24 protein-coding genes are annotated in these 26,444 nt (G+C 71.0%); 13 read left to right on the top strand and 11 right to left on the bottom strand.

Annotation, left to right across the window (positions count from 1 at the left end):
• Positions 1 to 115: 115 nt before the first annotated feature.
• Positions 116 to 1,759, bottom strand: coding sequence for a glycosyltransferase family 39 protein (locus JUB11_RS01695; RefSeq protein WP_207455662.1), 1,644 nt, complete (start codon positions 1,757 to 1,759; stop codon positions 116 to 118).
• A gap of 221 nt (positions 1,760 to 1,980) precedes the next feature.
• On the opposite strand from JUB11_RS01695, the gene JUB11_RS01690 reads away from it, so the two are divergent.
• The 6 genes from JUB11_RS01690 to JUB11_RS01665 all read left to right on the top strand — a co-directional run bounded on the left by JUB11_RS01690 (position 1,981) and on the right by JUB11_RS01665 (position 5,391).
• A complete protein-coding gene (locus tag JUB11_RS01690) occupies positions 1,981 to 2,289 on the top strand; it encodes a YggT family protein (protein ID WP_207455660.1) in 309 nt (102 codons plus the stop codon).
• A 28-nt stretch (positions 2,290 to 2,317) separates the two neighbouring features.
• Positions 2,318 to 2,677, top strand: coding sequence for a DUF167 domain-containing protein (locus JUB11_RS01685; protein ID WP_207455658.1), 360 nt, complete (start codon positions 2,318 to 2,320; stop codon positions 2,675 to 2,677).
• Complete coding sequence (gene folD / locus JUB11_RS01680) at positions 2,670 to 3,587, top strand: bifunctional methylenetetrahydrofolate dehydrogenase/methenyltetrahydrofolate cyclohydrolase FolD (RefSeq protein ID WP_207455655.1); 918 nt, start codon at positions 2,670 to 2,672, stop codon at positions 3,585 to 3,587. Before JUB11_RS01685 ends, folD begins: the two co-directional genes overlap by 8 nt.
• Positions 3,584 to 4,576, top strand: a complete 993-nt coding sequence (locus tag JUB11_RS01675) for a magnesium transporter CorA family protein (protein ID WP_207455653.1) — start codon at positions 3,584 to 3,586, stop codon at positions 4,574 to 4,576. Before folD ends, JUB11_RS01675 begins: the two co-directional genes overlap by 4 nt.
• 90 nt (positions 4,577 to 4,666) lie before the next feature.
• Positions 4,667 to 5,077 (top strand): metallopeptidase family protein, encoded by a 411-nt coding sequence (locus JUB11_RS01670; RefSeq protein ID WP_207455651.1) that lies wholly within the window; start codon positions 4,667 to 4,669, stop codon positions 5,075 to 5,077.
• On the top strand, positions 5,074 to 5,391 hold the full coding sequence (locus tag JUB11_RS01665) for a YkgJ family cysteine cluster protein (RefSeq protein ID WP_207455649.1): 318 nt from the start codon (positions 5,074 to 5,076) through the stop codon (positions 5,389 to 5,391). The genes JUB11_RS01670 and JUB11_RS01665 overlap by 4 nt, the downstream gene beginning before the upstream one ends.
• Before the next feature lie 100 nt (positions 5,392 to 5,491).
• Here JUB11_RS01665 and JUB11_RS01660 read toward each other — a convergent pair whose 3' ends face one another.
• From JUB11_RS01660 to JUB11_RS01640, 5 genes are all read right to left on the bottom strand, one after another.
• Entirely contained in the window at positions 5,492 to 6,874 is a 1,383-nt protein-coding gene (locus tag JUB11_RS01660) for a type II toxin-antitoxin system HipA family toxin (protein ID WP_207455647.1), read from the bottom strand.
• Between the two features lie 11 nt (positions 6,875 to 6,885).
• Positions 6,886 to 7,191: a helix-turn-helix domain-containing protein gene (locus JUB11_RS01655; RefSeq protein ID WP_207455645.1), complete on the bottom strand. Its 306-nt coding sequence runs from the start codon at positions 7,189 to 7,191 to the stop codon at positions 6,886 to 6,888.
• Between the two features lie 125 nt (positions 7,192 to 7,316).
• Positions 7,317 to 9,512: an ATP-binding protein gene (locus JUB11_RS01650; RefSeq protein WP_207455643.1), complete on the bottom strand. Its 2,196-nt coding sequence runs from the start codon at positions 9,510 to 9,512 to the stop codon at positions 7,317 to 7,319.
• A 185-nt stretch (positions 9,513 to 9,697) separates the two neighbouring features.
• Positions 9,698 to 10,063, bottom strand: coding sequence for a response regulator (locus tag JUB11_RS01645; RefSeq protein WP_207455641.1), 366 nt, complete (start codon positions 10,061 to 10,063; stop codon positions 9,698 to 9,700).
• Entirely contained in the window at positions 10,060 to 11,622 is a 1,563-nt protein-coding gene (locus tag JUB11_RS01640) for a PAS domain S-box protein (RefSeq protein ID WP_207455639.1), read from the bottom strand. Before JUB11_RS01640 ends, JUB11_RS01645 begins: the two co-directional genes overlap by 4 nt.
• A gap of 186 nt (positions 11,623 to 11,808) precedes the next feature.
• On the opposite strand from JUB11_RS01640, the gene JUB11_RS01635 reads away from it, so the two are divergent.
• Complete coding sequence (locus JUB11_RS01635; RefSeq protein ID WP_207455637.1) at positions 11,809 to 12,165, top strand: hypothetical protein; 357 nt, start codon at positions 11,809 to 11,811, stop codon at positions 12,163 to 12,165.
• Positions 12,166 to 12,450: 285 nt separating this feature from the next.
• On the top strand, positions 12,451 to 15,108 hold the full coding sequence (gene mutS, locus JUB11_RS01630) for a DNA mismatch repair protein MutS (protein WP_207455989.1): 2,658 nt from the start codon (positions 12,451 to 12,453) through the stop codon (positions 15,106 to 15,108).
• Between the two features lie 3 nt (positions 15,109 to 15,111).
• Here mutS and thpR read toward each other — a convergent pair whose 3' ends face one another.
• The 4 genes from thpR to JUB11_RS01610 all read right to left on the bottom strand — a co-directional run bounded on the left by thpR (position 15,112) and on the right by JUB11_RS01610 (position 18,809).
• Positions 15,112 to 15,651 (bottom strand): RNA 2',3'-cyclic phosphodiesterase, encoded by a 540-nt coding sequence (gene thpR / locus JUB11_RS01625; protein WP_207455634.1) that lies wholly within the window; start codon positions 15,649 to 15,651, stop codon positions 15,112 to 15,114.
• A 220-nt stretch (positions 15,652 to 15,871) separates the two neighbouring features.
• The gene (locus JUB11_RS01620; RefSeq protein WP_207455633.1) at positions 15,872 to 16,915 is read right to left on the bottom strand and encodes an NADP(H)-dependent aldo-keto reductase; all 1,044 of its coding nucleotides are present in this window, start codon (positions 16,913 to 16,915) and stop codon (positions 15,872 to 15,874) included.
• Positions 16,916 to 16,956: 41 nt separating this feature from the next.
• Entirely contained in the window at positions 16,957 to 18,090 is a 1,134-nt protein-coding gene (locus JUB11_RS01615) for an FIST N-terminal domain-containing protein (RefSeq protein ID WP_247886778.1), read from the bottom strand.
• 17 nt (positions 18,091 to 18,107) lie between these two features.
• On the bottom strand, positions 18,108 to 18,809 hold the full coding sequence (locus tag JUB11_RS01610) for an arylesterase (protein WP_207455629.1): 702 nt from the start codon (positions 18,807 to 18,809) through the stop codon (positions 18,108 to 18,110).
• Positions 18,810 to 18,855: 46 nt separating this feature from the next.
• Between JUB11_RS01610 and JUB11_RS01605 the strand changes: the two genes are divergently transcribed.
• The 3 genes from JUB11_RS01605 to JUB11_RS01595 all read left to right on the top strand — a co-directional run bounded on the left by JUB11_RS01605 (position 18,856) and on the right by JUB11_RS01595 (position 22,834).
• Positions 18,856 to 19,584 carry an ABC transporter ATP-binding protein gene (locus JUB11_RS01605; protein ID WP_207455627.1) on the top strand — a complete coding sequence of 243 codons (729 nt, stop codon included), beginning with the start codon at positions 18,856 to 18,858 and terminating at the stop codon, positions 19,582 to 19,584.
• 216 nt (positions 19,585 to 19,800) lie between these two features.
• Positions 19,801 to 22,326 carry an FtsX-like permease family protein gene (locus tag JUB11_RS01600; protein WP_207455625.1) on the top strand — a complete coding sequence of 842 codons (2,526 nt, stop codon included), beginning with the start codon at positions 19,801 to 19,803 and terminating at the stop codon, positions 22,324 to 22,326.
• 136 nt (positions 22,327 to 22,462) lie between these two features.
• Positions 22,463 to 22,834 carry a hypothetical protein gene (locus JUB11_RS01595; RefSeq protein WP_207455624.1) on the top strand — a complete coding sequence of 124 codons (372 nt, stop codon included), beginning with the start codon at positions 22,463 to 22,465 and terminating at the stop codon, positions 22,832 to 22,834.
• A 55-nt stretch (positions 22,835 to 22,889) separates the two neighbouring features.
• On the opposite strand, the gene JUB11_RS01590 is transcribed toward JUB11_RS01595, so the two are convergent.
• Positions 22,890 to 24,167 (bottom strand): UbiH/UbiF/VisC/COQ6 family ubiquinone biosynthesis hydroxylase, encoded by a 1,278-nt coding sequence (locus tag JUB11_RS01590; protein ID WP_207455623.1) that lies wholly within the window; start codon positions 24,165 to 24,167, stop codon positions 22,890 to 22,892.
• A 307-nt stretch (positions 24,168 to 24,474) separates the two neighbouring features.
• Here JUB11_RS01590 and JUB11_RS01585 point away from each other — a divergent pair, with 307 nt between their 5' ends.
• Both JUB11_RS01585 and JUB11_RS01580 read left to right on the top strand, forming a co-directional pair.
• Entirely contained in the window at positions 24,475 to 24,813 is a 339-nt protein-coding gene (locus JUB11_RS01585) for a P-II family nitrogen regulator (RefSeq protein WP_138060624.1), read from the top strand.
• 286 nt (positions 24,814 to 25,099) lie between these two features.
• Positions 25,100 to 26,407, top strand: a complete 1,308-nt coding sequence (locus tag JUB11_RS01580; RefSeq protein WP_207455622.1) for an aminotransferase class I/II-fold pyridoxal phosphate-dependent enzyme — start codon at positions 25,100 to 25,102, stop codon at positions 26,405 to 26,407.
• Positions 26,408 to 26,444 lie beyond the last annotated feature (37 nt).

Below are 26,444 nucleotides of genomic sequence, written 5' to 3'. Positions count from 1 at the left end.
CGGCCTGTCAGGCCGCCGGAGGCCGCGACTGCGGCCCGCGCACACGTGTGCGCGAAGCCAAGCGGCCGGACGGCCGCGCCCGGCGTCTGAGGGCATAGAAAACAGCCGCGCCCCTTCAGGGGCGCGGCGGGCAGAAGGGAAAGCCCTGGATCCTGGTCATGTAGATGGGGATCCAGTCGCAATGGGCGGCCGGATCCGGGCGGCGGCGTTCGGCGATGACCGGCCAGACATGGGCGAGCGCCAGATAGAGCGCCAGCACGCCGTAGACCTGACGCCGGTTGCGCGCGGCTTCCAGCAGCGCCGGAAAGCGCGCGAGCGCGAGTGCGGCGGCGAGCACCACCAGCGGGTCGGTGTACACATGGTAGGCGCGCTTGAAACCGCGCAGCGCGAACAGCGTCTCCAGCCCCCAGGCGGTCAGCAGCAGCAATCCGACCCGCAGGGCCGTGGCCCGGTCCCCACGGCGCCAGGCCACGGCGGCGGCGGCGATGGCGAACCATTCCAGGATCAGCGTCTGCGGAATGTTGTCGGGGTGCAGCACGATGGTGCGGATCGCGAAGGTCCGCCACAGCCCGTTCAGCAGCACCATCAGCAGGGACTCGTTCAGCACCTGCTGTTCGGCGCCGAGCGTCGCCGCGTGGCGCCAGCTGGAGAAGACGTACATGTGCTCGATCGGGTTGGCGACGGCGATGGCGTTCTGCTCGTGCCAGCGCAGGGTCAGAACCAGGAGCCCGAGCCCGAGCCCGCCGGCCACCGCCGCGAGGACCGAGGCCGCATAGGCTGCGGGCACCCGCCAGACGGCGGCATAGACCAGCACCCCCAGCGCCGCCCAGCCGGCGATCACCCCCTGATAGAGACCGGACAGACCGCCGCCCACCTTGGCGTAGGGGAAGAGGGAGTGACCGGCCGCGGCGATCCCCTCCAGGATCAGCCCCGCCGCCGGCACCAGCGCCAGCGCCGCCAGGGCCGCGGCCGCGCCGGCCCGCAGCCAGGCCCCGCCACCTCGCGTCCAGGAGGCCCCGTCCACCGGCCGCCGGCCGAAGGCGAGCGCCAGGACCGGAAGGGCCATCAGCGGGAAGATCGCCTGCACCTTGCTGATCATCGCCAGCGACGCGCTGGCCCCGGCCCCCGCGAAGAGGAGCAGCGGGACGGCGCCCGGCCGCTTGCGCAAGGCCACCAGCACCAGCAGCAGCGCCAGGGCGGCGAAGGCGGCGGACAGCAGGTCGGTGCGCATCTGCCGCGCCTGGGAGGCGACGCCCACCGCGAAGGCGAGCGCCAGCCCCGCCAGGAAGCCGATCCGCCGGTCGTCCAGCAGGTGTCGGACCAGGGTCGCCACCGCCACCACCCAGGCCGCGCAGAGCAGCATGGACAGCACCCGCCCGGCCTCGACGAGCTGCTGCCAAGCCAGATCGTAGGCCGCCGTGTCGGCGAGCGGCGGCAGGGCCGACAGGGTGTGGACCGGCAGCAGCCCCAGCCCGTGCAGCAACCGGTACCAGCCGGCGATGACCAGGAAATAGGTGTAGCCGGGGTGGTCGAAATACTCCTGCGGCAGCCCCTCGTTCAGCAGCAGCCCGTGATAGGCCAGGACGAGATCCTGGTCGGCGTTCCACCAGTAGGGCAGGCGCAGCCCCAGCAGTGAGGCCGAGGCGAGCAGCGCGGCCGCCAGCAGCGCGCAGGATGCCCACCAGGGCAGGGCGGCGATCCCGCCGGGGCCTCGCGGGCCGGGCGGGGGGAAGGCGGCCGGGGGAGGGGTTGGGCGCATCGCGGCGTCGTTCCGTGTGGGTCCGGTTGGCAAATCCGCCGCCGGTATCGCACGCGGCCCGCCGGATGTCATCCCGGTGCCGGAAAGGGAGCCGGAAGGCGGCCGCCTCCGAGGGGGATGCGCCGGAATGGCGCATCCGCGCCGCCCGAACCGCACTTGCGGCCCCGCACCCCAGCGATTAGGGTGCGGCGCAACCCGCGCGTTTGGAGGCCGACACCACCATGGAACCGCTTGTCAGTGCGTTGCTCATTCTCGTGCTCACCATTCTCGACCTGTTCTGGTGGATCCTGATCATCCAGGTGGTGATGAGCTGGCTGATCGCCTTCAACGTGATCAACACGCGCAACCGGTTCATCTACATGATCGGCGACTTCGCCGACCGCGTGACCGAGCCGGTGCTGCGCCCGATCCGCAGCGTGCTGCCGAATTTCGGCGGGATCGACCTGTCGCCGCTGGTCGTGCTGCTGCTGCTGGGCTTCGTGCAGAACCTGATCGCCGGCTATGCCATGCAGATCCGGGGCGGCTTCTAAGGAAACGGCCCCCGAGGAGATGGCGCCCATGAGCGCCGGTCCCTTCGAGCCGGTCGCCGGCGGCGTGCGGGTGGCCTTGCGCGTGACGCCCAGGGCGTCGCGCAACGCCGTCGCCGGGCTGGCCGAAACGGCGGCGGGGGGATGGGCGTTGAAGGTGTCGGTGACGGCCGTGCCGGAGGACGGCAAGGCCAACGAGGCGGTCGTGAAGCTGCTGGCCAAGCACTGGAAGCTGCCGAGAAGCAGCATCGCGCTGGTGGCCGGGGCGACCGACCGGAACAAGATCTTGCAGGTGGCCGGGGATCCGGCCGAGCTGATGCGCCGCCTGACCGCCGCCCTGCCGGAAGGCGCGGGCGGCGCAAGTGCGGAGGATGGGGGGTCATATGGCTGATGCGACGATCATCGACGGCAAGGCCTTCGCGGCGGGGCTGCGGGCGCGCGTCGCCGAGGGCGTGAAGGCGCTGAAGGCGAGCCACGGCGTGACGCCCGGCCTCGCCGTCGTGCTGGTCGGCGAGGATCCGGCGAGCCAGGTCTATGTCCGCTCCAAGGAGCGCGCGCTGGTCGAGCTGGGCATGAACAGCTTCGATCACCACCGCGACGCGGACATGACCGAGGCGGAGCTTCTGGCCCTCATCGACGGGCTCAACGCCGACCCGGCGGTGCACGGCATCCTCGTGCAGCTTCCCCTGCCGCGCCACATCGACTCGGCCAGGGTGCTGGCGCGCATCGCGCCGGAAAAGGACGCCGACGGCTTCCACGTGGTCAACGCCGGGCTGCTCTCCACCGGCCAGCCGGGCGCCATCCTGCCCTGCACGCCGCTGGGCAGCCTGCTGCTGATCCGCGACGCGCTGGGTCCGAACCTGCGCGGCAAGCGCGCGGTGGTGCTCGGCCGCTCCAACATCGTCGGCAAGCCGATGGCGCAGCTGCTGCTGCAATCGGACTGCACGGTGACCATCGCCCATTCCGGCACGGCCGACCTCCCCGAGGAATGCCGGCGCGCCGACATCCTGGTCGCCGCCGTCGGCCGGCCCGAGATGGTGCGCGGCGACTGGATCAAGCCGGGCGCCTGCGTCATCGACGTGGGCATCAACCGCGTGGCCGCGGCCGAGCCCGGCAAGACGCGGCTGGTCGGCGACGTCGCCTTCGCGGAGGCCGTGAAGGTGGCCGGTTCCATCACCCCGGTGCCGGGCGGGGTGGGGCCGATGACCATCGCCTGCCTGATGCTGAACACGCTGACCGCCGCCTGCCGCGCCGCCGGCGCGCCGGTCCCGCCCGAAGCCGTCCTGGGATCGGGGAAATGATCACCGTCCGCGCGCGGGCGGAAGGGCGCGTCGCCGAGCACCGGATCGCCGTCGGCGACCCGCTGCCCCCCGGCACGGTGTGGATCGACCTGCTGCGCCCGGACGAGGCGGAGCGCGCCCATGTCGGCGCGCTGACCGGCTGCGACCTGCCGACGCGCGAGGAGATGAAGGAGATCGAGGCCTCCAGCCAGCTCTACGCCGAGGCCGAGGCCATCTATCTTACCGCCTCGGTCCTGGCGCGCGCCGACAGCGCCCAGCCGGAGCAGAGCGAGCTGACCTGCGTGCTGACGCCGCGGCACCTGATCACCTTGCGCTACAGCGAGCCGCGCGCGGTGTCCGCCTTCGCCATCCGCGCCCAGCGCCAGCCGGAGATGCTGGCGAGTGCCGAGGACGCGCTGCTGGCCCTGCTCGACGCGATCACCGACCGCATCGCCGACGTGCTGGAGCTGATCGGCGGGCGCATCGACGCGCTATCCGCGCAGATCTTCAACGACTCCCTCGACCCCGCCGGATTCGGCAACGCCGCCAAGAAGCCGGACGAGCTTCAGGACGTGCTGCGCGGCATCGGCCGCGCCGGCGATCTGACGCACAAGGTGCGCAACAGCCTCGCCGGGCTCGACCGGCTGGTGGCCTTCCTCGGCACCGTCACCAGCGGCCGTCTGTCCAAGGACCAGAAGGCCATGCTGAAGACGCTGACGCGCGACGTGCGCTCGCTGAACGAGCATGCGGGCTTCCTGTCGCACGAGGCCAACTTCCTGCTCGACGCCACGCTCGGCCTCATCAACATCGAGCAGAACGCGATCATCAAGATCTTCTCCGTCGTCTCGGTCGCGCTGATGCCGCCGACCCTGATCGCGTCGGCCTACGGCATGAATTTCCAGTTCATGCCGGAGCTGGAATGGCGCTTCGGCTACCCCATGGCGCTGCTCGCCATGGTGCTGTCCGCCGTCCTGCCGCTCTGGTATTTCCGCAAGCGCGGCTGGCTCTAGGGGCCGGGAGACCGGGTTCCCGCCCGGGTCGCCGATTGTCACCGTTTCGGCGGGTTCCCCGCCGTCCGCTTTTCCGCTAGCTTCGCCGCCATGACGCAGACACCCTCCCGCACCCACGCCCTCCCGCCGCAGCTCGCCGAGTTGGAACGCATGGCGGAGGAAGCCCTGGAAACCATCCCGCCGGAACTGCTGGCCCCGGTCGGCGACGTGCTGATCCAGGTGGAGGAGTTCCCCGACGAGGAAACCGAACGGGAGATGGAGCTGGAAAGCCCCTTCGACCTGCTGGGCCTCTACCGCGGCGTGGACCTGACCCGGCAAAGCGTCGCCGACACGCGCACCACCCCCGACATGATCTTCCTCTACCGCCGCCCGATCCTGGATTACTGGTGCGAGACCGGCGAGGACCTCTTCGCCATCGTCCGCCACGTCCTGATCCATGAGATCGGCCACCATTTCGGCCTGTCGGACGAGGACATGGACCGCATCGAGAGCATGGAGTGACGGAGGCCGACCTCCCCGACGCCCCGATTCCGGAGACCCCCGTCCCGGACTGCCAGAGCTGCGGCGCCTGCTGCTCCTACAGCTGGGAATGGCCGACCCTGATCGGCTTCGGCGACGGCGACGGCCTGCCCCGCCACCTCATCGAGGACGGCCGCATGCGCTGCAATGGCAACCGTTGCGCGGCACTCGCCGGCACCATCGGCGAGGAGGTCCACTGCACCGTCTACGAGGACCGCCCCCTGGTCTGCCGCGAATTCGCCGCCGGCAGCGACGATTGCCTCGCCGTGCGCCGGGAGTTCGGGTTCGAGGGGTAGGCTGTTTTCTGCCTTCGGTTTCCCGACCAAAAATAGCCGTCAGGCGATAAGACAAGTTTATTGGCGTTTGGCTATAAGAACGAGTTCGCGCAGCCGGCGATCAATCCATGCCGTTCAGCGTCGCGGCTTTCCTCGGCCGGGCGGGCAGAGCCCCGTCGGGCAAGGCTTCGGAACCGTAGAAACGCTTCAACGCGTTGGCGCGCTCCGCGATGCAGTCGACCAGCAGACCGACGATCGGGTGATCGATGCCATCCGCGTCGCACTCCCGCGCGACGTCGGCGGCCAGATCCGGCAGGGTAGAAATGTGATGGCGAGCAAAGCCCAGCACCGCATCGCCTGACAGTCTTGCCTTGGCCGCCATCCTTTGCCAGTGCCTCGGCATGACGCCGTCGATCGCATAGACGTCGGAGATGCGCATCGGCAGGCGAATGTCCCGCATACCGGCGGCACCACCTCCTGCCACCTTGACCTCTCCTGTCTTCAGGTGAGGCAGAATGCTGGAGACATCATAGAGCGGCGCCAGCCGGGCTCCGGCGGAGGACAGGAGCACGGAGTAGTTCTTGGCATGCGCGTCGGTACCGGCGATCAGGAAATTGAAGACGGTTGCTTCGACGAACCGCAAACGGTCGGTGTCCGCATGCCGGCCAGCCGCGGAAAGGACATTCACGATGTCGATGATCCCCGGTCCACCCTGATTTTCATACTTGTCCGTCGGAAGCACTGCCAGCGCCTGGCACATGTCCTCCTGATGGATGCGGAGCACGCGCCCGTTCCTGCGGCGGCGGTCGTACCGCTCGACCACGATCGCCTTCTCTCCAGCGAAACGGAGCACCTTACTTTCCGCTGCCCGGAGGCCTGCGCGCCGCGCCAGACGAAGACAGAAGTGCTCATTCTCGGTGTGGCCCGAGAAGTCCGGCATCGGTGGTTTGAAGATATGCGTGGTGGGCGTGCGGCCCGTCGGGATGCCCCATCGGTTACCGGCATCGTCGTGATAGAAGGCCGTTTTCGATTGCGCGCCGGCCAAGCTGAACTGTCCCGGATCGCGGTAGCGGCGTCCCGACGTCATGCCGCGGCGCAATTCCGCGAGGCGTTGCCCGACCTCGTCGTCGCTCAACCACAGCACCGGTCCGTCCTGGCCGAGTTCCGGAAGGTCCGCGTCGGTCACGAACTGAACCGCTCCGGCGCAATCCCTGCCGATCCGTTCGAGAAGAGCGAAGGGGCTGTTTCCCGAAACGCCGAACTGCCTGCCCATTGAGGCCAGGATGTCGTCGTTGTCCGGCAGCAGTCCCTTCATGAAGGGCAGGATCCTGCCGTTTCCATGCTCCAATGAGGTGAGGGGCATGGAAAGCGACAGAGGTACGGCCTGATCATGGCCAACCCAGGCCGCCTCATAGAAGAAGTTCAGCGACCCACCGGCCGAGACGTTCTTGCGAACCTCGCCAATCTTTACGCCACCAAGGAGCACGTTCAGTTTCTCGGCCACGACCGTGCCTCCTACTCGTCGATCACCGAATCGATATCCTGGTCGAGATCAAGGAACAGCGGAGCCTGAGCAGCCTCCGCCATACCCTGCGACCTCTCGGGGTCGATCCCCGGCCTCCGCGCGTCCAACTGGATGTCGAGATGCGCGAGCAGGCGCAGGACCATGGCGATCTCGGCGGTCGGCTTGCCGTTCTCGACCTCCGACACCCACCCCTGGCTGGTGCCAAGGCGCTTGGCGAGCGCCGCCTGGCTGAGGCCGCCCCGTCGGCGTGTGTCGCGGATCAGGGCTCCGAGTTCGGTTGCCGTCCTCACGATCATCGCGGGCTCCATCGACGACAGGCTATGGGCTGGAATTATGGTCATTCGGCTATAAAAGGTCCATATAGCCGAACGGCATTGAACAGTGGTCGTCGCCACCCCGCCTCGTGGGCGTCGTCGGCCCCTCACGCCCCCGGAACCGCCCTCATCCCCGCCGCCAACTCGCGCAGCACGCGGTCCAGCTCGCCGTAGTCATAGGGCTTGCGCAGGATGCGGAAGCCCTCGGCCGCCGCGTCGCGGGCGCGGTCGCTGAAGCCGGTGGCGAGCAGGACGGGGAGGTCCGGACGGTCGGCGCGGACGCGGCGGGCCAGCTCCAGCCCGTCCAGCCCGCCGGGCATCATGATGTCGGAAAAGACGAGGTCGAAGCCGGCGCCGCCGTCCAGCCGCTCCAGCGCGGCGGTGCCCTCGGGCGCGGTTTCCACCGTGTGGCCCTGGTGGCGCAGCACGGCGGCGGTCATGGAGCTGATCTCCGCGTTGTCCTCCACCAGCAGGATGCGCAGGGGCGCGGCCGGCGGGGCGGCGGGCTGCTCCGGCAGGGTGCGTGGGCCATCCGGCGGCGCCTCGGCGCGGGGCAGGTGGATGGTCACGGTGGTGCCGCGCCCGACCTCCGAGTCGATGGTGACATGGCCGCCGGCCTGCCGGGCGAAGCCGTAGACCTGGCTGAGGCCGAGGCCGCTGCCCTTGCCCTCCGCCTTGGTCGTGAAGAAGGGTTCGAACACCGCGTCCAGCAGCTCGCGCGGGATGCCGGAGCCGGTGTCGGTGACGGCGACCGCGACGAAGGGCTCCGCCTCCGCGCCCTCGGCGGGCGGGCGACGCGCGTCGCGCACCGTGACGGCGACGCGCCCGCCCTCCTCCATGGCGTCGCGGGCGTTGACCACGAGGTTCAGCAGCGCCAGCTCCAGCTCGCCGAGATCGACGCGCACCGGCCCGTCCGACTCGACCGCGACCGTCAGGCCCATCCGGCCGCGCAGCACCTGCGCCAGCAGCGGCTCCAGCCGCTCGAACTCGGCCTTCAGCCAGGTAACCGATGGGGTGACCGTCTGGCGCCGCGCGAAGCTCAGCAGGTGGCGGGTCAGGGCCTGGCCGCGCTGGACCGCCCCGTTCAGCGACTCCATCACCTTCTCGCGCGCGGCCTCGTCGCTGCCGTCCGGCTTGGGAGGGCGCGACAGCAGCCGCAGTCCGCCGTAGATCACCTGGAGGAGGTTGTTGAAGTCGTGCGCGACGCCGCCGGTGAGCTGCCCCATGGCCTCGAAGCGCTGGGCGCGGCGCAGCGCCGCCTCGGCGAGGTCGCGCCGCAGCGTCTCCGCGCGCAGCTCGTCGTAGGCGGCGGCGGCGCGCCGCGTGTAGCGCAGGGCCTGCCAGGTCGCCGCGATCAGCCCGATCCAGGTGAGGAAGGCCAGCGCGCCGTAGACGGCGATGCCGCGCCACCAGGGGCCAAGCACCGCGTTGGTCGCGAAGCTGTAGCTGATGGTGAGCGGGTAGGGGCCGACGCGCCGGTAGGCGTTGATGCGCTCGATCCCGTCCACCCGCGACACGGCGGTGTAGAGCCCGTTCGGGTTGCGGGCGACCGCGCGCGGGAAGGGCGAGTCGGGCGGCAGGCGCAGGCGCTGGCCGGGTTCGGCCGGGTAGCGGACCAGCATCTCCCCGTCATCGCGCATCAGCGGCACGAGATGCTCCGCCACCGGCCCGGCCGTCTCCCAGAAATCGGAGAAGAAGGTCGTGTCCAGCGAGACGTGCAGGATGCCGCCGAAGGAGCCGTCGGAGGCGGTGCGCCGCAGGCTGATGCCGAAGGCCCAGCTTTCCGTGCCCTCGCGGCGGCGGTAGGGCACGCTGATGAAGATGCCGGCGTCCCGGTCCTTCTGCTCCAGGAAATAGTCGCGGTCGGAGACGTCCACCTCGGGCGCTGGGAAGGCGATGCTGCCGGCGCGGGCCTTGCCTTCCGCGTCGGTGATCCACAGGGCGTTGGGCGAGCCGAGATCGCGGCTGAGGTCGGCGAGGTAGCGGTGCAGCTCCCGGCTGTCCCGCATCTCCTCGAGGCTCATGCCGCGCGTGCGCTCGGCGATCTGCTTCAGGGCCAGCACATGGGTGTCCAGCACGCGCAGGGCATGCTCGCGCAGCATGTTGGCGGTGGCGTTGGCTTGCGCCTCGGCCACCCCGATCTGCTGCTCGTGATTGCGCCAGGTCGCGGCAAGGAACAGCAGCGGCGGCGCCACCACGCAGACGGCCAGCAGGCCGCGCAGCAGCCGCGCGGCGCCGCGGCGGTCATGGACGGCGTCGGCGCCGGGATCGGCGCCGGAGAGAGGGGCTTTCCGGTCGGTCAAAGCTGCGCGGCTTCGGATGGGGGAGCGTTCGGGAAGGGGCGGTCCGGGCGGAGTTTTTCCTGTTAACACGGGAAGAAAGCGCAGACGACCCTGTCTTTCGGGTTGCAGGGAGAGGCTCCCGCACAGCAGGAAAGGCGTAGGCCAAGCCGCTCGCCGGCAGGATCGTTCCTCTCTGGCGCCTGCCTTCAGGCGGGTGCCAGCAGCCGGCGCAGGGCGTCCTGGGCCGTGCCCTCTTGGTAGGGCTTCTGCAGCACCGGCACCTCGGCATGCTCCGCCGCGCGCCCTTCCAGCCCGTAGCCGGTGGCGAACAGATAGGGGATGCCCCGGCGGCGCAGCCGGTCGGCCACGGGGTAGCTGCAGCCGCCCTTGATGTTGACGTCCAGGATGGCGGCGTCGATCGCCTCCGCTTCGGCCAGCGCGACCGCCTCGGCCACCCGGGCCGCCGGGCCGACGACGACGCAGCCCATGTCGGCGAGCATGTCTTCGAGCATCATCGCCACGATGGGTTCGTCCTCGACCACGAGGATGCGCTTGCCGTCCAGCAGGGTCACGCGCCCTCACCCGGTGAGGGACCGGCGGGCGGCGCATCGGCCGGGCCGGGCAGGGGGGCCTCCACCGTGCAGACGAGCCCTTCCGGGTGGAAGTCGATGGCCACCACCCCCTCCAGCTCCGCCGCGAGGCCGCGTTCGATCATGCGCGTGCCGAAGCCGCGCCGGGCCGGCGGCGCCACCGGCGGGCCGCCGCGCTCCCGCCACGTAAGGCCGAGCCGTCCGCCGCCGGTGCCCCAGCGGACCTCCACCGTCCCGGCCGGCCCGGACAGGCCGCCATACTTGACGGCGTTGGTCGCCAGCTCATGGACGGCCATGGCCAGCGACACCGCCGTCTTGGGCGGCAGCAGCAGGTCCGGTCCCTCGATCACCAGCCGGCCGCCGCCGGGATCGTGGGCGCCGGCCGCCTGCGCCACGATCTCCCGGATGGAGGCCGCCTCCCAGCTCTGCCGGGTCAGGACGTCGTGGGCGGCGGACAGGGCGCCCAGCCGGCCCTCGAAGTCGCGGCGGGCGGAATCCGGAATCTCCGGCCTGCGGAAGGTCTGGCGGGCGAGGCCCTGGATGATCGCCAGCGTGTTCTTCACCCGGTGGTTCAGCTCGTTGATCAGGAGCCGCTGGTGTTCCTCGCCGCGCTTGCGCTCCGTCACGTCCACCGTCACCGCGAACATGCTGGACGGCGCGCCCTCGCCCAGCCGGATCGGGGTGACGCTGTTGTTGACCCAGACGATGGAGCCGTCGGGGCGGATGTAGCGCTTCTCGATCTCGAAGGCCTCCCCCGTCGCCATCGCCTGCCGGAACAGCGGCGCGTTCAGCACGAGATCGTCGGGGTGCGTGATGTCGTGCATGCGCAGCCGGAGCAGCTCCTCGCGCGTCCGCCCGACCAGCCGGCAGTAGCGGTCGTTCACGAAGATGAAACGCCCCTCCGCGTTCGTCTCCGACACGCCGGCCATGGTCTGCTCGATCAGGGCGGAGAGGTGGGCGGTGCGCTCGGCCAGAGCCGCGACCGTGCGCTTGTGTTCGGTGATCTCCTGGATCAGCGCCGCGCGGCAGGCCGCCCGCCCGTCCTCGCCCCGCAGCAGCGAGACCGTGACCAGGACCCAGATCACCGTTCCGTCCTTGCGGAGGTAGCGCTTCTCGTGCCGGTAGGAGGGGATCTCGCCCGCGTCCAGCGCGCGGACCAGCTCAAGGTCGCGCGCGCGGTCGTCCGGGTGCGTGATGTCGGTGAAGGTGAGGGCCTGAAGCTCCTCGCGGTTGTAGCCGACCATGTCGCAGAAGGCGCGGTTGAGCGCGATCCAGCGGTTGTCGAAGGCCGTGTGGGCGATGCCGACCGCGGCCTGTTCGGTCAGGCCGCGATGGAACAGCCCGAACGCCCGCGCGTCCGCTTCCCCGTCCCGTTTCTCGCGATGATCCTCGCTACGCTCCCCGCGCTTTTCCGCCAGCGCCAGCAGCGCTGCCCGCACCACCTCTCCGGCGTCGCGGTAACGGCCTGATTCGACCTCCCCGGCGATGAGCCGCTCCAGATCCGGGCTGAGGGGGAGGGAATGCGCTTGGTCGGACGGCATTTGTTTCGGGTGCAGGCGGGTTCGTAAACCCTAATGAGGCGCCGCGCCGCTGTCCAGCGCATCGGAAGTGGCACGGGAAGCCTACGGACGAGAAGCCCAGAGGTGGGGCTGGCGGCCAGGGCCATGCTTCCGTCCCTGTGACGGCCGTCACTGCCCGCCCGTCCCGCGCCGCGTAGAAAGGGGCCGGTGACCGGGACGGGGGAGCATCGGGCGATGGAGGGGAAGGCGGCGGCGGCGCGGCGGGAACTGGCGGGGCTGGGGCAGGCGCTGACGGAGGCGGAGCGGGGCTGGGGGCCGCGGCCGCCGGCGGTGGCGCTGATGGCGCGGCTGCTGCGCTCGGCCGTGCTGCGCCCGGACGCGATGGGCGTCGCCGTCCTGCTCCATGTCGCGGACATCGTGGCGGACGGCGACGTCGGGTACGAGGACAAGGTCGCGGTGATCCGCATGGGCTGGGCCGCCCTGGTGCAGGCGGCGCGCCGGGCCGAGGGGCTGGCGCTGGTCGCCGCCGGGGGTGCTCGGGCACGCGCCGTGACGGCCGCTTGACGCACGTCTTTCCGAAAGCCAGCGGCCGCTTGACGGTTGCGTCAAGCGGCTTGCGTCAAGCGGGCAGGGCTTTCCAGCTATAGGGTTGCTTCCCATATATGGTTGTCCTTGGCCGGCAAACGCCAAGCCATGGATGCGGTGCATGCCGGCCGCGTCCCGTGCTAGGGTGCGGCTCCGGTCCCCAACCCCCGCCCCCAACCCTACGTGTACCGCACCGTGTCCGACTCGCTCACCGCCCCCGCCGCCTCCCCGGCGACCCCCGCGATCCCCGACAACGCCACCCCGATGATGGCGCAGTATCTGGAGATCAAGCAGGCGCACCCCGACTGCCTGCTCTTCTACCGGATGGGCGACTTCTACGAGATGTTCTTCGAGGACGCGGTGAACGCCGCCCGCGCGCTGGACATCGCGCTGACCAAGCGCGGCCAGCATCTGGGCGAGGACATCGCCATGTGCGGCGTGCCGGTGCACAGCCACGAATCCTACCTCCAGCGCCTCATCCGCCAGGGCTTCCGCGTCGCCATCTGCGAGCAGATGGAGGATCCGGCCGAGGCCAAGAAGCGCGGCGGCAAGTCGGTGGTCAAGCGCGGGGTGGTGCGCATCGTCACCCCCGGCACGCTGACCGAGGACAGCCTGCTCGACGCGCGCTCCTCCAACTGGCTGGCCTCGGTGGCGGAGACGGCGGGCGGGCTCGGCCTCGCCTGGCTGGAGATGTCCACGGGCGAGCTGATGGTGCAGCCGGTGGAGCTGGCCGGGCTGGGCGCCGCCATCGGCCGGCTCGACCCGCAGGAGGTGCTGGTACCGGAACGGCTGGCCCAGAACCCCGAGCTGTTCGAGCTGTGGGCGGAATGGAAGACGCGGCTGACCGTGCAGCCCAACCCGCGCTTCGACAGCGAGAACGGCCGCCAGCGGCTGCTGGACGTCTACGGCGTCGGCACGCTCGACGCCTTCGGCAGCTTCACCCGCGGGGAAGTCGCGGCGGCCGGCGCGCTGGTCGCCTATGTCGAGTTGACGCAAAAGGGCCGCATGCCGCGGCTCTCCACCCCGCGCCGGCTGGGTCCGGGGGCGGTGATGGAGATCGACGCCGCCACCCGCCGCAACCTGGAGCTGACCCGCACCATGACCGGCGAGCGGCGCGGCAGCCTGCTCGCCACCATCGACCGCACGGTGACCGGCGCCGGCGCGCGGCTGCTTGCCGCCCATCTCTCGGCCCCGCTCACCGACCCCGCCGCCATCGCCAAGCGGCTGGACATGGTCGAATACGCGCTGAACGAGGAGCGGCTGCGCACGGGCCTGCGCGCCGACCTGCGCCGCTGCCCGGACCTGGAGCGGGCGCTGTCGCGCCTGACGCTCGGGCGCGGCGGCCCGCGCGACCTCGCCGCCGTGCGCGACGGCCTCGACCAGGCGGCGGCGATCCGCGCGGCACTCGGCGACGGCGGGCTGCCGCCCCTGCCCGACGGGCTGGCGGCGGTGGCGCGCATGCTGGGCGAGCACGCGCAGCTCGTGGACCGGTTGCGCCAGGCGCTGGCGCCGGAGCTGCCCCTGCTGGCGCGCGACGGCGGCTTCATCGCCCGCGGCTACGCGCCCCAGCTCGACGAGCTGGTGACGCTCCGCGACGAAAGCCGGCGGCTGATCGCCGGGCTCCAGGCCAAATACGCGGAGATGGCCGGGGTGCCGGCCCTGAAGGTCAAGCACAACAACGTGCTGGGCTATCACATCGAGGTGACGGCGGCCCACGCGGACAAGCTGCTGTCCGGCCCGAACCGCGAGACCTTCATGCACCGCCAGACCATGGCGAACGCCGTGCGCTTCGGCACGGTGGAGCTGTCGGACCTGGAGCGCCGCATCTCCGAGGCCGCCGACCGCGCGCTGGCGGTGGAGCTGGAGCTGTTCGAGGAGCTGGTGCGCGCCGTGGCCGAGCGGGCCGACGCCATCGCCCAGGCCGCCCGCGCGCTGGCCGGGCTGGACGTCGCCACCTCGCTCGCCGAGCTGGCGGTGGAGCGGCGCTACAGCCGGCCGGTGGTGGACGACAGCCTCGCCTTTTCCATCCGGGGCGGGCGGCACCCGGTCGTCGAGGCGGTGCTGGAAGCGGCCAACGCCGGCCCCTTCGTGGCGAACGACTGCGACCTGTCGCCGGACAACCGGCTCTGGCTGCTGACCGGCCCGAACATGGCCGGCAAGTCCACCTTCCTGCGCCAGAACGCGCTGATCGCGGTGCTGGCGCAGATGGGCGGCTTCGTGCCGGCCGAGCACGCCCACATCGGCGCGGTGGACCGGCTGTTCAGCCGCGTGGGTGCGGCCGACGACCTCGCGCGCGGCCGCTCCACCTTCATGGTGGAGATGGTGGAGACCGCCGCCATCCTGAACCAGTCGGGTCCGCGCGCGCTGGTCATCCTGGACGAGATCGGGCGCGGGACGGCGACCTTCGACGGGCTGTCCATCGCCTGGGCCTGCGTCGAGCATCTGCACGACGTGAACCGCTGCCGCTCGCTCTTCGCCACCCACTACCACGAGCTGACGATGCTGGCCTCCAAGCTTCCGGGCTTGAGCTGCCACACCATGCGCATCAAGGAATGGCAGAACGAGGTCATCTTCCTGCACGAGGTCGCGGCGGGTGCCGCCGACCGCAGCTACGGCATCCATGTCGCCAAGCTCGCCGGCCTGCCCCCGGCGGTCGTCGGGCGGGCGGAGGCCGTGCTGAAGCTGCTGGAATCCGGCGACCAGAACGCCGCCATCCACCGGCTGGCCGAGGATCTGCCGCTCTTCAGCGCCGCGCTGAAGCGCCAGCCCGCCGGTCCCTCGCCCTGGGAAGTTGACGCAACCCCCGCCGGGCCGCAGGCGTCGCCCGTGGAGGACGCGCTGAAGGCGCTGGACGTGGACGGGCTGACGCCGCGCCAGGCGCTGGAGGAGCTTTACCGGCTGAGAGGGTTGCTGGCGGGCTGAGCCTCAGCCTTCCAGCGGGTATTCGGCGACGGGCTGGTACACGGCCCCGCCCTTGCCGAGCAGGCTTCGGTAGAGGGTGAAGTGGCCGATGCGCATCGGCCCGGCACGGAACAGCCCGCGCTCCTCCAGGAAGCGGCCGACGCGCTCCTTTGGAGCGTCGCGCAGCCGGGCGAGCGTCACGTGGGGGGAGAAGCGGCGCTCCTCCGCCGGCAAATCGCAGCGCACGACCGCCGATTCGACCTTGGCCTGGAGGTGCGTCAACCCTTCGCTGCGCTCCACCCCCGCCCACAGGATGCGGGCGCTGCGGTTGGAACCGAAGACGCCGACCCCGTCGAGCGTCAGGTCGAAGCCCGGCGCGCGGATCTCCGCCAGCGCGGCGTCGATCTCCGCCGCCTGGTCCTCCGGCACCTCGCCGATGAAGCGCAGCGTCAGGTGCAGGTTTTCCGCCTCCGTCCAGCGCGCCCCCGGCACCCCGCCACCGAGCCCGGCCAGCCGCTCGCGGACGTCCGCGGGGAAGTCGATGGCGACGAACAGGCGGATCATGGCGTGTCTCCCTGGCAGGGGGGCGTGAAAGGCTGCATTCCTGCTTTTCAGAGCGGAATGTCGGTGAAAACCAGCCACTTAGCCGTCACCCCCGCGAAAGCGGGGGTCCAGAACGCTTCCACAAGTTTCGTTTTGCGGGCATCTGGATCCCCGCTTTCGCGGGGATGACGCAAGATGCGGGGGAACCGGTCCTGCTTCCTATTTACTCCGCCTTCTCCCTTTACGGGCACGGGTCCGGGTAGAGCGCGCCGATCTCCTCGATCTCCTTCATCACCTCCTCGCTCAGGCTCAGCTCGGCGGCCGCGATGTTGCTCTTCAGCGTCTCCATCGTCGTGGCGCCGATCAGGGTGGAGGCGACGAAGGGCTGCCGCAGGGTGAAGGCGATGGCCATCTGCGTCGGCGAAAGGCCGTGGCGCCTGGCGACGTCCAGATAGGCGCGGGTGGCCGCGTCGGCGTTGGGGGTGGCGTAGCGCGACGGGCGCGGGTCGATGGCGCGGCGGCTGCCGGCGGGCAGGGCGCCGTCCAGATACTTGCCGGACAGCGTGCCGGCGGCGAGCGGCGCGTAGGCGAGCAGCCCGACCTCCTCGCGCAGGCAGACCTCGGCCAGCGCCACCTCGAACTGGCGGTTCAGAAGATTATAGGCGTTCTGGATGGAGGCGACGCGCGGCAGGCCCTTCTCCTCGGCCGTGCGCAGGAAGCTCATGACACCCCAGGGCGACTCGTTGGACAGGCCGACATGGCGGATCTTGCCGGCCTTCACCAGCTCGTCCATCACGCCGAGCGTTTCCTCGATCGGCACCGCGTCCTTCTCCGGGCGGTGCTTGTAATAGCGCGTGCCGAAGCGGTTGGTGACGCGGTCGGGCCAGTGGATCTGGTAGAGGTCGATGTAGTCGGTGCGCAGCCGGCGCAGGCTCGCCTCCACCGCCGCCAGGATGTTCGGCCGGTCGAGTCTCGATGTGCCGCCGCGGACCCAGCCGAAGCCGCCGTCGGACAGGCCGATGATCTTGCTCGCCAGGATCACCCGGTCGCGGCCCCCGCGCGACTGGAACCAGCTCCCGATGATCTCCTCGGTGCGCCCGTAGCTCTCGGCGTTCGGGGGGACCGCGTACATCTCGGCCGTGTCCCAGAAACTGATGCCCCGGGACAGGGCGTAATCCATCTGCTCGTGGCCCTCGGCCTCGCTGTTCTGGCGGCCCCAGGTCATGGTGCCGAGGCCGATGGCGCTGACCGACAGGCCGGAACGGCCGAGCGGGCGGTACTGCATGGTCGTGAACCCTTGGGTAAGGTGCTTGGCTTGGAGGGGGACTACAGGAACAGCGTGAGCACGCCGGTGTAGCCGTACATGCGGTGGTGGGAGATCTCGCCCGACGCGAAGAATCCCGTGAGCGGGATGTCGCCGAAGGCCTCGCGGATCATGGCGATCTCGGCGTCGCCGCCGAACAGGCTGGGGCCGCGCGCGATGCAGCTGACATAGACGGCCCCCTTGGGAGGGGTCTTCACGCGCTTCTTCAGCCCGGCCAGCATGGCGCGCATGTCGGCCTCGGCACTCTGCTGGTCGCGGCGGGTGAAGAGGACCGGCTGTCCGCTCTCCACCCGCTCGGCGATGGCGAGCCAGCCGTTGTGCGGGTCGATCGCGACGAGGTCGCGGACCAGATAGTCGCCGGTGTCGGAGCCGGGGATCGGCAGCCCGGCGAAGATGTAGCCCGACACCCGGCGCAGGTCGCGGGCCAGCAGCTCGCCGATGTCCTCCTTGAAGACCTCAAGGGCCGAGCGGCCGTCGATCTCCAGGATGACGTTCTCCTCCGCGGCCGTGATGGTGCGGGTCGGGCCGATGGGGGTGCAGCCCTGGGTCAGGCCGGTCGCCACCTCCACCCCCGGCGCGAACAGCACGCCCGACGCGCCGCCGTCGGTGACCGCCGCCTCGCCGTCCGTCAGCACCTGGGCGTAGGCCGAGCGCGAGGCGGACAGCCCGCCGACGAGAAAGGCGCCGGTCCCCTCCGACAGGGAGCGCACGAGGTCGGCGAAGTCCGGGTGACGCGGGTCGCAATGGACCAGCGCCAGCGAGGCACCATGCCGGTCAAGCCAGCCGCCCGCCGCCTGGCGCAGGGGCTCCATGTCGCCCGTCACGGTCGGGAACAGGCGGAAGCCGTCCTCAGGCAGGCGTGCCGCCATGACGGTCATGGCCGGCTCGTCGAAATGCATCGCCCCCGTGGTGCAGACGCCGATGCCGACCGTGCCGACCCAGTCGCGGATGCCCGTCTCCGCCCGCAGCCGCGCGACGATGGCGGCGGCGTCGCCGGCCAGCCCATCGGTGAGATAGACGAAGCCGAGGTTGCAGCCCTCGACCGGCCCCAGCCCGTCGAGGCAGGCCCGGGTCACGGCCTCCCAGTCGGCCCCGGACGCGGCGGCGCAGGGGAAACGGGCGTTTCGGGCGTCCATTGCGGCCTCCATGCGGGTCAGCCTCCGGTCCGGGAGACGCCGTCGAGCAGCCTGGCGACGTGCGGGGCGATGCGCTCCACGATGATGTCCACTCCGGCGGGGTTGGGATGGATCCCGTCCGGCTGGTTCAGCGCCGCGTCGGTCGCGACGCCCTCCAGGAAGAACGGGTAGAGCGCGGCATCGTATTTCGCCGCCAGGTCCGGGTAAATGGAATTGAACCGTTCCACATAGGCGCGCCCCAGCGACGGCGCGGCCAGCATGCCGGCCAGCAGCACCGGAAGCTTGCGCTCCGTCAGGCGCTTCAGGATGGCGTCCAGGTTGGCGCGCGCGGCGTTGGGGTCCAGCCCGCGCAGCATGTCGTTGGCGCCCAGCTCCACCAGCACCGCGTCCGGCCGGTCGGCCAGCGCCCAGTCCAGCCGCGCCAGCCCGCCCGCCGTGGTGTCGCCCGACACGCCGGCGTTGATGACCTGCACGTCGTAGCCCTTGCCGCGCAGGGCCTGCTCCAGCCGCGCCGTGAAGCCCTGCTGGGGCGGCAGACCATAGCCCGCGGTGAGGCTGTCGCCGAGCACCAGCAGCTTCAGCGGCCGCCCGCCCGGGGCCGGCTGCGGCGCCCCCTCGGCGGCTCCGGCCGCTCCCGCTCCCATGCCCGCTCCCGAAATCGTGATGCCCAGGCCAAGCGCGAGCGCGGCCATGGCGATGTTGAAATGGCGGCGGCCCATTCCATATGGCGAAAGGCCTTTCCGCACGTTCATGAGACGCATTCCAATGTCCCGATCCGATTCCGCGGCCTCTTCAATCGTAGACCTCGACGGCATCCACCTGAAGTTGGACAGCGGGGCGGGACCCGTCAACATCCTGAGAGGATTGAATTTGCGCATCGCCGCCGGCGAGCGCGTCGGGGTGGTCGGGCCGTCCGGCTCGGGCAAGTCCACCATGATGATGATCATGGCCGGGCTGGAGCGGCCGACCGGCGGCACCGTGCGCATCGCCGACCAGGATCTGGGCAGGCTGGACGAGGACGGGCTCGCCCGCTTCCGCCGCGACCATGTCGGCATCGTCTTCCAGTCCTTCCACCTCGTCCCCACCATGACGGCGGTGGAGAACGTCGCCATCCCGCTGGAGTTCGCCGGGGTGCCGGACGCCTTCGAGCGCGCGCGGGCCGGGCTGGAGGCGGTCGGGCTCGCCCACCGGATCACCCATTATCCGGGCCAGCTCTCGGGCGGCGAGCAGCAGCGCGTGGCGCTGGCCCGCGCCTTCGTGACCGAGCCCCGGCTGCTGCTGGCCGACGAGCCGACCGGCAACCTCGACATCGACACCGGCAATAGCATCGTGAAGCTGCTCTTCGACCTCGCGGAGCGGCGCGGCACCACGCTGGTCCTGATCACCCACGACCCCTCGCTCGCCGCCCGCTGCGACCGCACCGTCCGCGTCACCGACGGCCGCATCGTCGAGGATTCCCGCAACGCGCGGCCCGTCGCGGTCGCCGGGGAATGACGGTGTCGCCGATCTCCAAGTTCCCTGGTACGGGGCGGGACTGAATCCCTCTCCCCTCCGGGGAGAGGGGAGGGTGAGGGGGCCGGCAGCGGCCGGGCTTTCCGGTCCCCCGGCAACCCCCTCACCCGGCCCTCCGGGCCACCCTCTCCCCAAGGGGAGAGGGAAAGAACGGTCGAAATCGGGGCTTTTGGCCCGAAAAACCTTTAGAGAGCGCCCATGAGCAGCCTGTCGCTTGCCGTCCGCCTTGCCCGCCGCGAGCTGCGCGGGGGGCTGAAGGGGTTCCGGATCTTCCTGGCCTGCCTGGCGCTGGGGGTGGCGGCGATCGCCACCGTGCAGTCGGTGTCGTACGGCATCCTCGACGCGCTGGAGCAGGACGGGCGCGCGCTGCTGGGCGGCGACGTCGCCGTCCGCCAGATCTACGCGCCGCCGAACCCGGAGCAGCGCGCCTTCCTGGAGGCGGCGGGGCGGGTGTCGGAAACGGCGGAAATGCGGGCGATGACGCGCTCCGCCGACGAATCCCGCTCCTCGCTGGTGGAGTTGAAGGCGGTGGACGCCCCTTACCCGCTCTTCGGCGATTTGGAGATCCGCGACGGCGGCGACCCGCGCGAGGCGCTGGCGCAGCGCGACGGGCGCTGGGGCGCGCTGGTGGAGGAGGGCATCCTCGCCCGGCTGGGTTTGGAGATCGGCGACAGCCTGCGGATCGGCGACGGGGAGTATGCGGTGCGCGGCGTGATCGCGCGCGAGCCGGACCGCGCCTCCTCCAACGCCTTCAGCCTGGGGCCGCGCCTGATGGTGGCGCGCGAGTCGCTGGAGACCACGGGCCTGCTCCAGCCCGGCAGCATCGTCTATTGGCACGCCAAGGTGGCGCTGCCGCCGGGTGGCGACGCGGCGGCCTTCCGCAAGGCGCTGGAACAGCGCTTTCCCGACGCCGGCTGGCAGGTCCGCGACTACACCAACGCCTCACCGCAGATCGAGCGCTTCATCGAGCGCATGACCCTGTTCCTGACGCTGGTCGGGCTGACCGCCCTGCTGGTCGGCGGCGTCGGGGTGGGCAACGCGGTGCGGGCGCATCTCGATTCGCGCGGCGGCACCATCGCCACGCTGAAATGCGTGGGCGCGCCCGGCAACCTCGTCTTCCAGATCTATCTGGTCCAGGTGCTGGCGCTGGCGCTCGTCGGCATCGCGGCCGGGCTCCTGGTCGGTGCGCTGGCGCCCCTGCTGCTGGGCTCGCTGCTCGACGGGCTGCTGCCCATCGCGGCGCGCATCGGCGTCTATCCGGGTGCTTTGCTGCTGGCCGCCGTCTACGGGCTGCTGACCGCGCTGACCTTCTCCCTCTGGCCGCTCGGCCGCGCGCGGGAGGTGCCGGCCGCCGCCCTCTTCCGCGACGTGATCACCCCGGCCGGCGGGCGGCCGCGCCGCTCCTACATGGCCGCGATGGCGCTGTCGGCCCTGGCGCTGGCCGGTCTGGCGGTGCTGACGGCGGAGAACAAGCTCTTCGCCGCCTGGTTCGTCGGTGGCTCCATCGCCACCTTCGCCGCCTTCCGCGCCGCCGGCTGGCTGGTGACGCGCCTGGCGGCGCGCGCCGGCCGCCCGCGCCGGCCTGGTCTGCGCATGGCGCTGGCCAACCTGCACCGGCCGGGCAACCCGACGGGGACGGTCGTGCTGTCGCTGGGGCTCGGCCTCACCGTGCTGGTCGCCATCGCGCTGATCGAGGGCAACTTCTCCCGCCGGGTCACCGAGACGTTGCCCAAGGACGCGCCGAGCTTCTTCTTCGTGGACATCCAGCCCGACCAGTTCGAGCCCTTGCGTCAACTGGTCACCGAAACCCCGGACACCCGCGACTTCGAGGCGGTGCCCAGCCTGCGCGGCCGGATCGAGACGGTGAACGGCCAGCCGGCCGAAGGCGCGCTGGTGAACCCGGAGCAGGGCTGGGTGCTGCGCGGCGACCGGGGCATCACCTGGTCCGCCAAGCTGCCGGAGCATTCGGAGATCATCGCCGGCGAATGGTGGCCGGAGGATTACCGGGGCGAGCCGCTGATCTCCATCCACCGCAACGTGGCCGAGGCGCTGGGGCTGGAGGTCGGGGAGCGGATGGGCGTCAGCATCCTGGGCCGGCCCATCGAGGCGAAGGTCGCCAACATCCGCAACGCCGACTTCACCAGCATGACCATCAACTTCGCGCTGGTGATGGCGCCCGGCGTTCTGGAAGGGGCACCCCACACCTGGATCGCCACCGTCCGCGCCACGGCGCAAGCGGAGGAGGCCGTGCAGCGCGCCGTGCTCCAGCGCTTCCCCAACATCACCATGGTGCGGGTGAAGGACGCGCTCGACACGGTCAGCACGATGCTCGGCCACATCGGCACGGCGGTGCGCATCACCGCGGGCATCACGCTTGCCGCCGGCATGCTGGTGCTGGCCGGCGCCGTGGCGGCCGGCCACCGCCGCCGCGTCTACGACGCCGTCGTGCTGAAGGTGCTGGGGGCGACGCGCGGCGACGTGCTGCGCGCCTTCCTGCTGGAATATGGGCTGCTCGGCCTCATCACGGCGACCATCGCCGGGCTGATCGGCACCCTGACCGCCTGGGCCGTGTTGACGCAACTGATGAACTGGGAATGGACCTTCATCCCCTCGGCCGTCGTCACCACCGCCCTGCTCAGCACCGCCATCACGCTGGCCTTCGGCTTCGCCGGCACCTGGCGCGCCCTGGGCCAGCCGGCGGCCCCGCTGCTGCGCAACGAGTAGAATGGGCGGGGCAGCCGGAGGCGAAGGTCGCGAGACGGTGCCCATCGGGCGTGGTAAGGTGTTTCCATCATTGATCCCGCACGGATCGGCCGGGCGGCTGTCCGGGGAACGTGCTTCGGCGGAGAAGGAGCGAGCGATGGCGAGAGCGTCGGCCCGAGTCTACGAAGCCTTCCGTGCCGCCGGCGTGCCCGAACAGGAAGCGATGAGGGCGGCCGAGGAGGTCGCCGAAGGGGCAGGGGATGCCTCCGGCCTGAAACTGGAGATGGCCAATCTCCGGAGCGAACTGAGGCAGGAGATGTCCGATCTCCGCAGCGAGCTGAAGCAGGACATGGGCAATGTGAGGCGGGAGATGTCCGACCTTCGAAGCGAGCTGAAGCAGGACACGGGCAGTTTGAAGCAGGAGATGACGACCCTCGCCGGGCGCATGACCCTGCTTCAATGGATGATCGGAGCCAACACGGCCCTGACGCTCCTGGTCCTGGGCAAGCTGCTTCTGCCGATCCCCTGACCCGAACTCCGGCCGGTTGCGTCAACCGGCCGCACCCCATTCCAGCGCCGCCCCCTTACAGCGGCGCCCCGCGGATCAGGCGCGGCAGGTCGCCGACCACCCCCATGGCGTGGCGCATGAAGAGGCGCTTCAAGGGCGGCAGGCGGTTGACGACGGCAAGCCCCACCTCGCGGGCGAGGCGCACCGGCGGGATGTTGTTGGAGAAGAGGTGGACCAGCCCGTCGCAGACGGCGGCCAGCACCACCGTGTCGAAGCGGCGCCAGCGCTGGAAGCGGGCGAGCACTTCGGGCGAGCCGACGTCCAGCCCCAGCCGGTGCGCGTCCACGATCACCTCGGCCAGCGCCGCCACGTCGCGCAGGCCTAGGTTCAATCCCTGGCCGGCGATGGGGTGGATGGCGTGGGCGGCCTCGCCCACCAGCGCCAGCCGCTCGGCGATGAAGCTCTTGGCGAGCGAGACGGAGAGCGGCCAGGCCTCGCGCCGGGACAGCAGCTCGATGTCGCCGAGATAGCCGCCGGAGCGGCGGTCCAGCTCGGCGATGAACTCGGCGTCGGACAGCTTCATGTAGATGCCGGCCAGCGACGAGTTCTCGCTCCAGACGATCGAGGAGCGGTTGCCCGACATGGGCAGGACCGCGAAGGGGCCGTTGGGCAGGAAATGCTCGACCGCGACGCCGTTGTGCGGCTCCGAATGGCCGATGGTGCAGACGATGGCGGTCTGGTCGTAGCGCCACTGGCGCAGCCCGATCTTCGCACTGTCGCGCGCCAGCGAGCGTCGGCCGTCGGCCCCCACCACCAGCCGCGCCCGCACCACCCGCCCGTCGGCGAGCGTGACCGAGGCACCGTTGCGCGACCGCTCGACCGACACGGCCTGGGCCGGCGCCAGATGCACCAAGCCCGGCAGTTCGGCCACGCGGGCGAAGAGCGCCCGGCGCATGTCCTTGTTGTCGAGGATCCAGCCGAAGGGCTTGTGCTCCCCCTCGAAGCTCAGCTCCCGGTGGTCGTAATGCACGAACAGGGGCGAGAACTGGTTGGCGACGCGGATGTCCAGGATCGGCCCGGCCTGTCCGGCCATGTGCGCCCACACCCCGACCCCGTCCAGCACCTTCATCGAGCCGTAGGAGATGGCGGTGGTGCGGATGTCGAATTCGGCGCCGGCCCGCGCGTCCGGGCTGTCGCGGTCGATGCAGACCACCGGCACGCCGGCGGTCGCCAGCGCCGCCGCCATGCTGAGCCCGGCGAGCCCGCCGCCCAGCACCACGACGTCCGTGGTGATGATCCCGGCCGTTTGGGCCTTCGCCGTGCCTTCCACCGTGGGGGTGACCGGGTCGGTCATGTGACGCTGCCCTCATGCTTGTGTCCGCGCGTGCGAACAATCCACCGCCCGTCGCGGGATGTCCAGCCTTGCGGCGACGGATGTCTTGTGCCCACTATGTAGGCATCTGCCCTTCGCGGCGGCACCCCCTCCGGGAGGAGGGGCCGTGCTGCGGCGCGCAAAGCGGCGGCATGATTCTTGAAAACGTTGTTTTCCGCGATCCGGGCGGCGACGTCCGGCGCAGGTTTGGGCTGCCCGGCCCTTCGCGGGGCGGACCGGCCGCACGGGCGCCCGCATCGGGCCGGAACACATTGCTGAGGGGAGCCACATGAAACTCGTTATGGCCATTATCAAGCCGTTCAAGCTCGACGAAGTGCGCGAAGCCCTGACGTCGCTGGGGATCCAGGGTCTGACCGTGAGCGAGGTCAAGGGCTTCGGACGCCAGAAGGGTCAGACCGAGATCTATCGCGGCGCCGAATATTCGGTGAGCTTCCTTCCGAAGGTGAAGGTCGAGGTCGCGGTCGACGACGCCCAGTTCGAGCAGGTCGTCGAGGCGATCCAGAAGGCCGCCAACACCGGCCGCATCGGCGACGGCAAGATCTTCGCCCTGGACATCGCCCACGCCGTCCGCATCCGCACCGGCGAGACGAACTCCGAAGCGCTCTGAGCGGCGAACCGCCCTCACGTCCCGGCGCCCGCCTCTCCGGCAGGCGGGCGCCGGGACGCGCCGCGCGGGGCGATCCGTTTCCGCCCCCGCCAAAGGCCTGCCTTCCGGAAAACTTGTCCGGTTTTGTGCCCTTGTGCCGCCTCGCCGCCGACCGGTAAGATCGCTGGTGATGGGTGCGGGCCTTGCGTTCGGGCCGGGGCCGGCAACGGTCCGCCCTCGGGGCTTCCCCGCACCGCTGAACCATCCAGCCCAGCGCGGGCGAGCCCAGCGAAGGACCCAAGGCGGCATGGCCACACCGGCATCCGGCGCCGCACCGAACCCCGGTGCCGCGCATTTCGGCATTTCCACGCAAACCTCCCCCACCGACGCCGCCGCGCTCGGCAACGACCGCCTCGGCCGGCTGACCGACTATCCCTTCACGCGGCTGGCCAACCTGCTGAAGGACGTGCGCCCGCGCGCCAACGTCGCGCCGATCATGCTGTCGGTCGGCGAGCCGCAGCACCAGCCGCCCGCCCTGCTGGACGAGCAGCTCCGCGCCAACCTCCATCTCTGGGGCAAATACCCCCCGGTGGCCGGCACGCCCGACTTCCGGGCCGCCGTCGGCGATTGGCTGACCCGGCGCTACGGCCTGCCGGCCGGGCTGTTCGACGCCGAGCGCTCCGTCCTGCCGCTGTCGGGAACGCGCGAGGGGCTGTATCTCCTGGCCGGAACGGCGGTGCCCGAGCGCAAGGCGGGCCGCCAGCCGGCCGTGCTGATGCCCAACCCCTTCTACGCGCCCTATGAGGGGGCCGCACTGCTGGCCGGGGCGGAGCCGGTCTTCCTGCCGGCGACGCGCGCGACGGGCTTCCTGCCCGACCTGGACGCGCTGGAGCCGGAGCTGCTGGAGCGCACGGCGCTCTTCTATCTCTGCACCCCGGCCAACCCGCAGGGGGCCGCCGCCAACGCCGCCTACATCCGGCGCGCCATCGGGCTCGCCCGCCGCCACGGCTTCGTGCTGGCGATGGACGAGTGCTACGCGGAGATCTATTTCGACCGGCCGCCGGTGGGGGCGCTCGAGGTCGCGGCCTCCATGTTGGACACGGGGGAGGGCGACCCGGCCCGGCCCTGGGCCAACATCCTGGTCTTCCATTCCCTGTCCAAGCGGTCGAGTGCGGCGGGCCTGCGCTCCGGCTTCGTGGCCGGCGATCCGGAGCTGATCGCGCTCTTCTCGCGGGTGCGCAGCTATTCCAACGCCGGCATGCCGCTGCCCGTCGTCGCGGCGAGTGCGGCCATGTGGCGCGACGAGGCGCATGTGGAGGAGAACCGCCGCGCCTACCGCGCCAAGTTCGAGGCCGCCGAGGCCGAGATCGGCGGCCGCTACGGATACAGGCGTCCGGACGGTGGCTTCTTCCTGTGGCTGGAGGTCGGCGACGGCGAGGAGGCGGCCCGCCGCCTGTGGGCGGAAGGCGCCATCCGCGTGCTTCCCGGCGCCTATCTGACCCACCCCGTCCCGGGGCAGGAGAATCCGGGCGCCGCCTTCATCCGGGTGGCCCTGGTCCAGGACACCGACACCATCGCCCAGGCCTGCGCCAGCATCGTGCGCATCCTCGGCTGACCTTTCCGACAGTTCCCGACAGCGCGAAGGACCTTCG

Source organism: Azospirillum sp. SYSU D00513 (assembly GCF_017356015.1).
GTDB lineage: Bacteria > Pseudomonadota > Alphaproteobacteria > Azospirillales > Azospirillaceae > Azospirillum.
The sequence above is the reverse complement of the archived record's forward strand: the minus strand, read 5'-3'. Positions and strand labels throughout refer to the sequence as shown.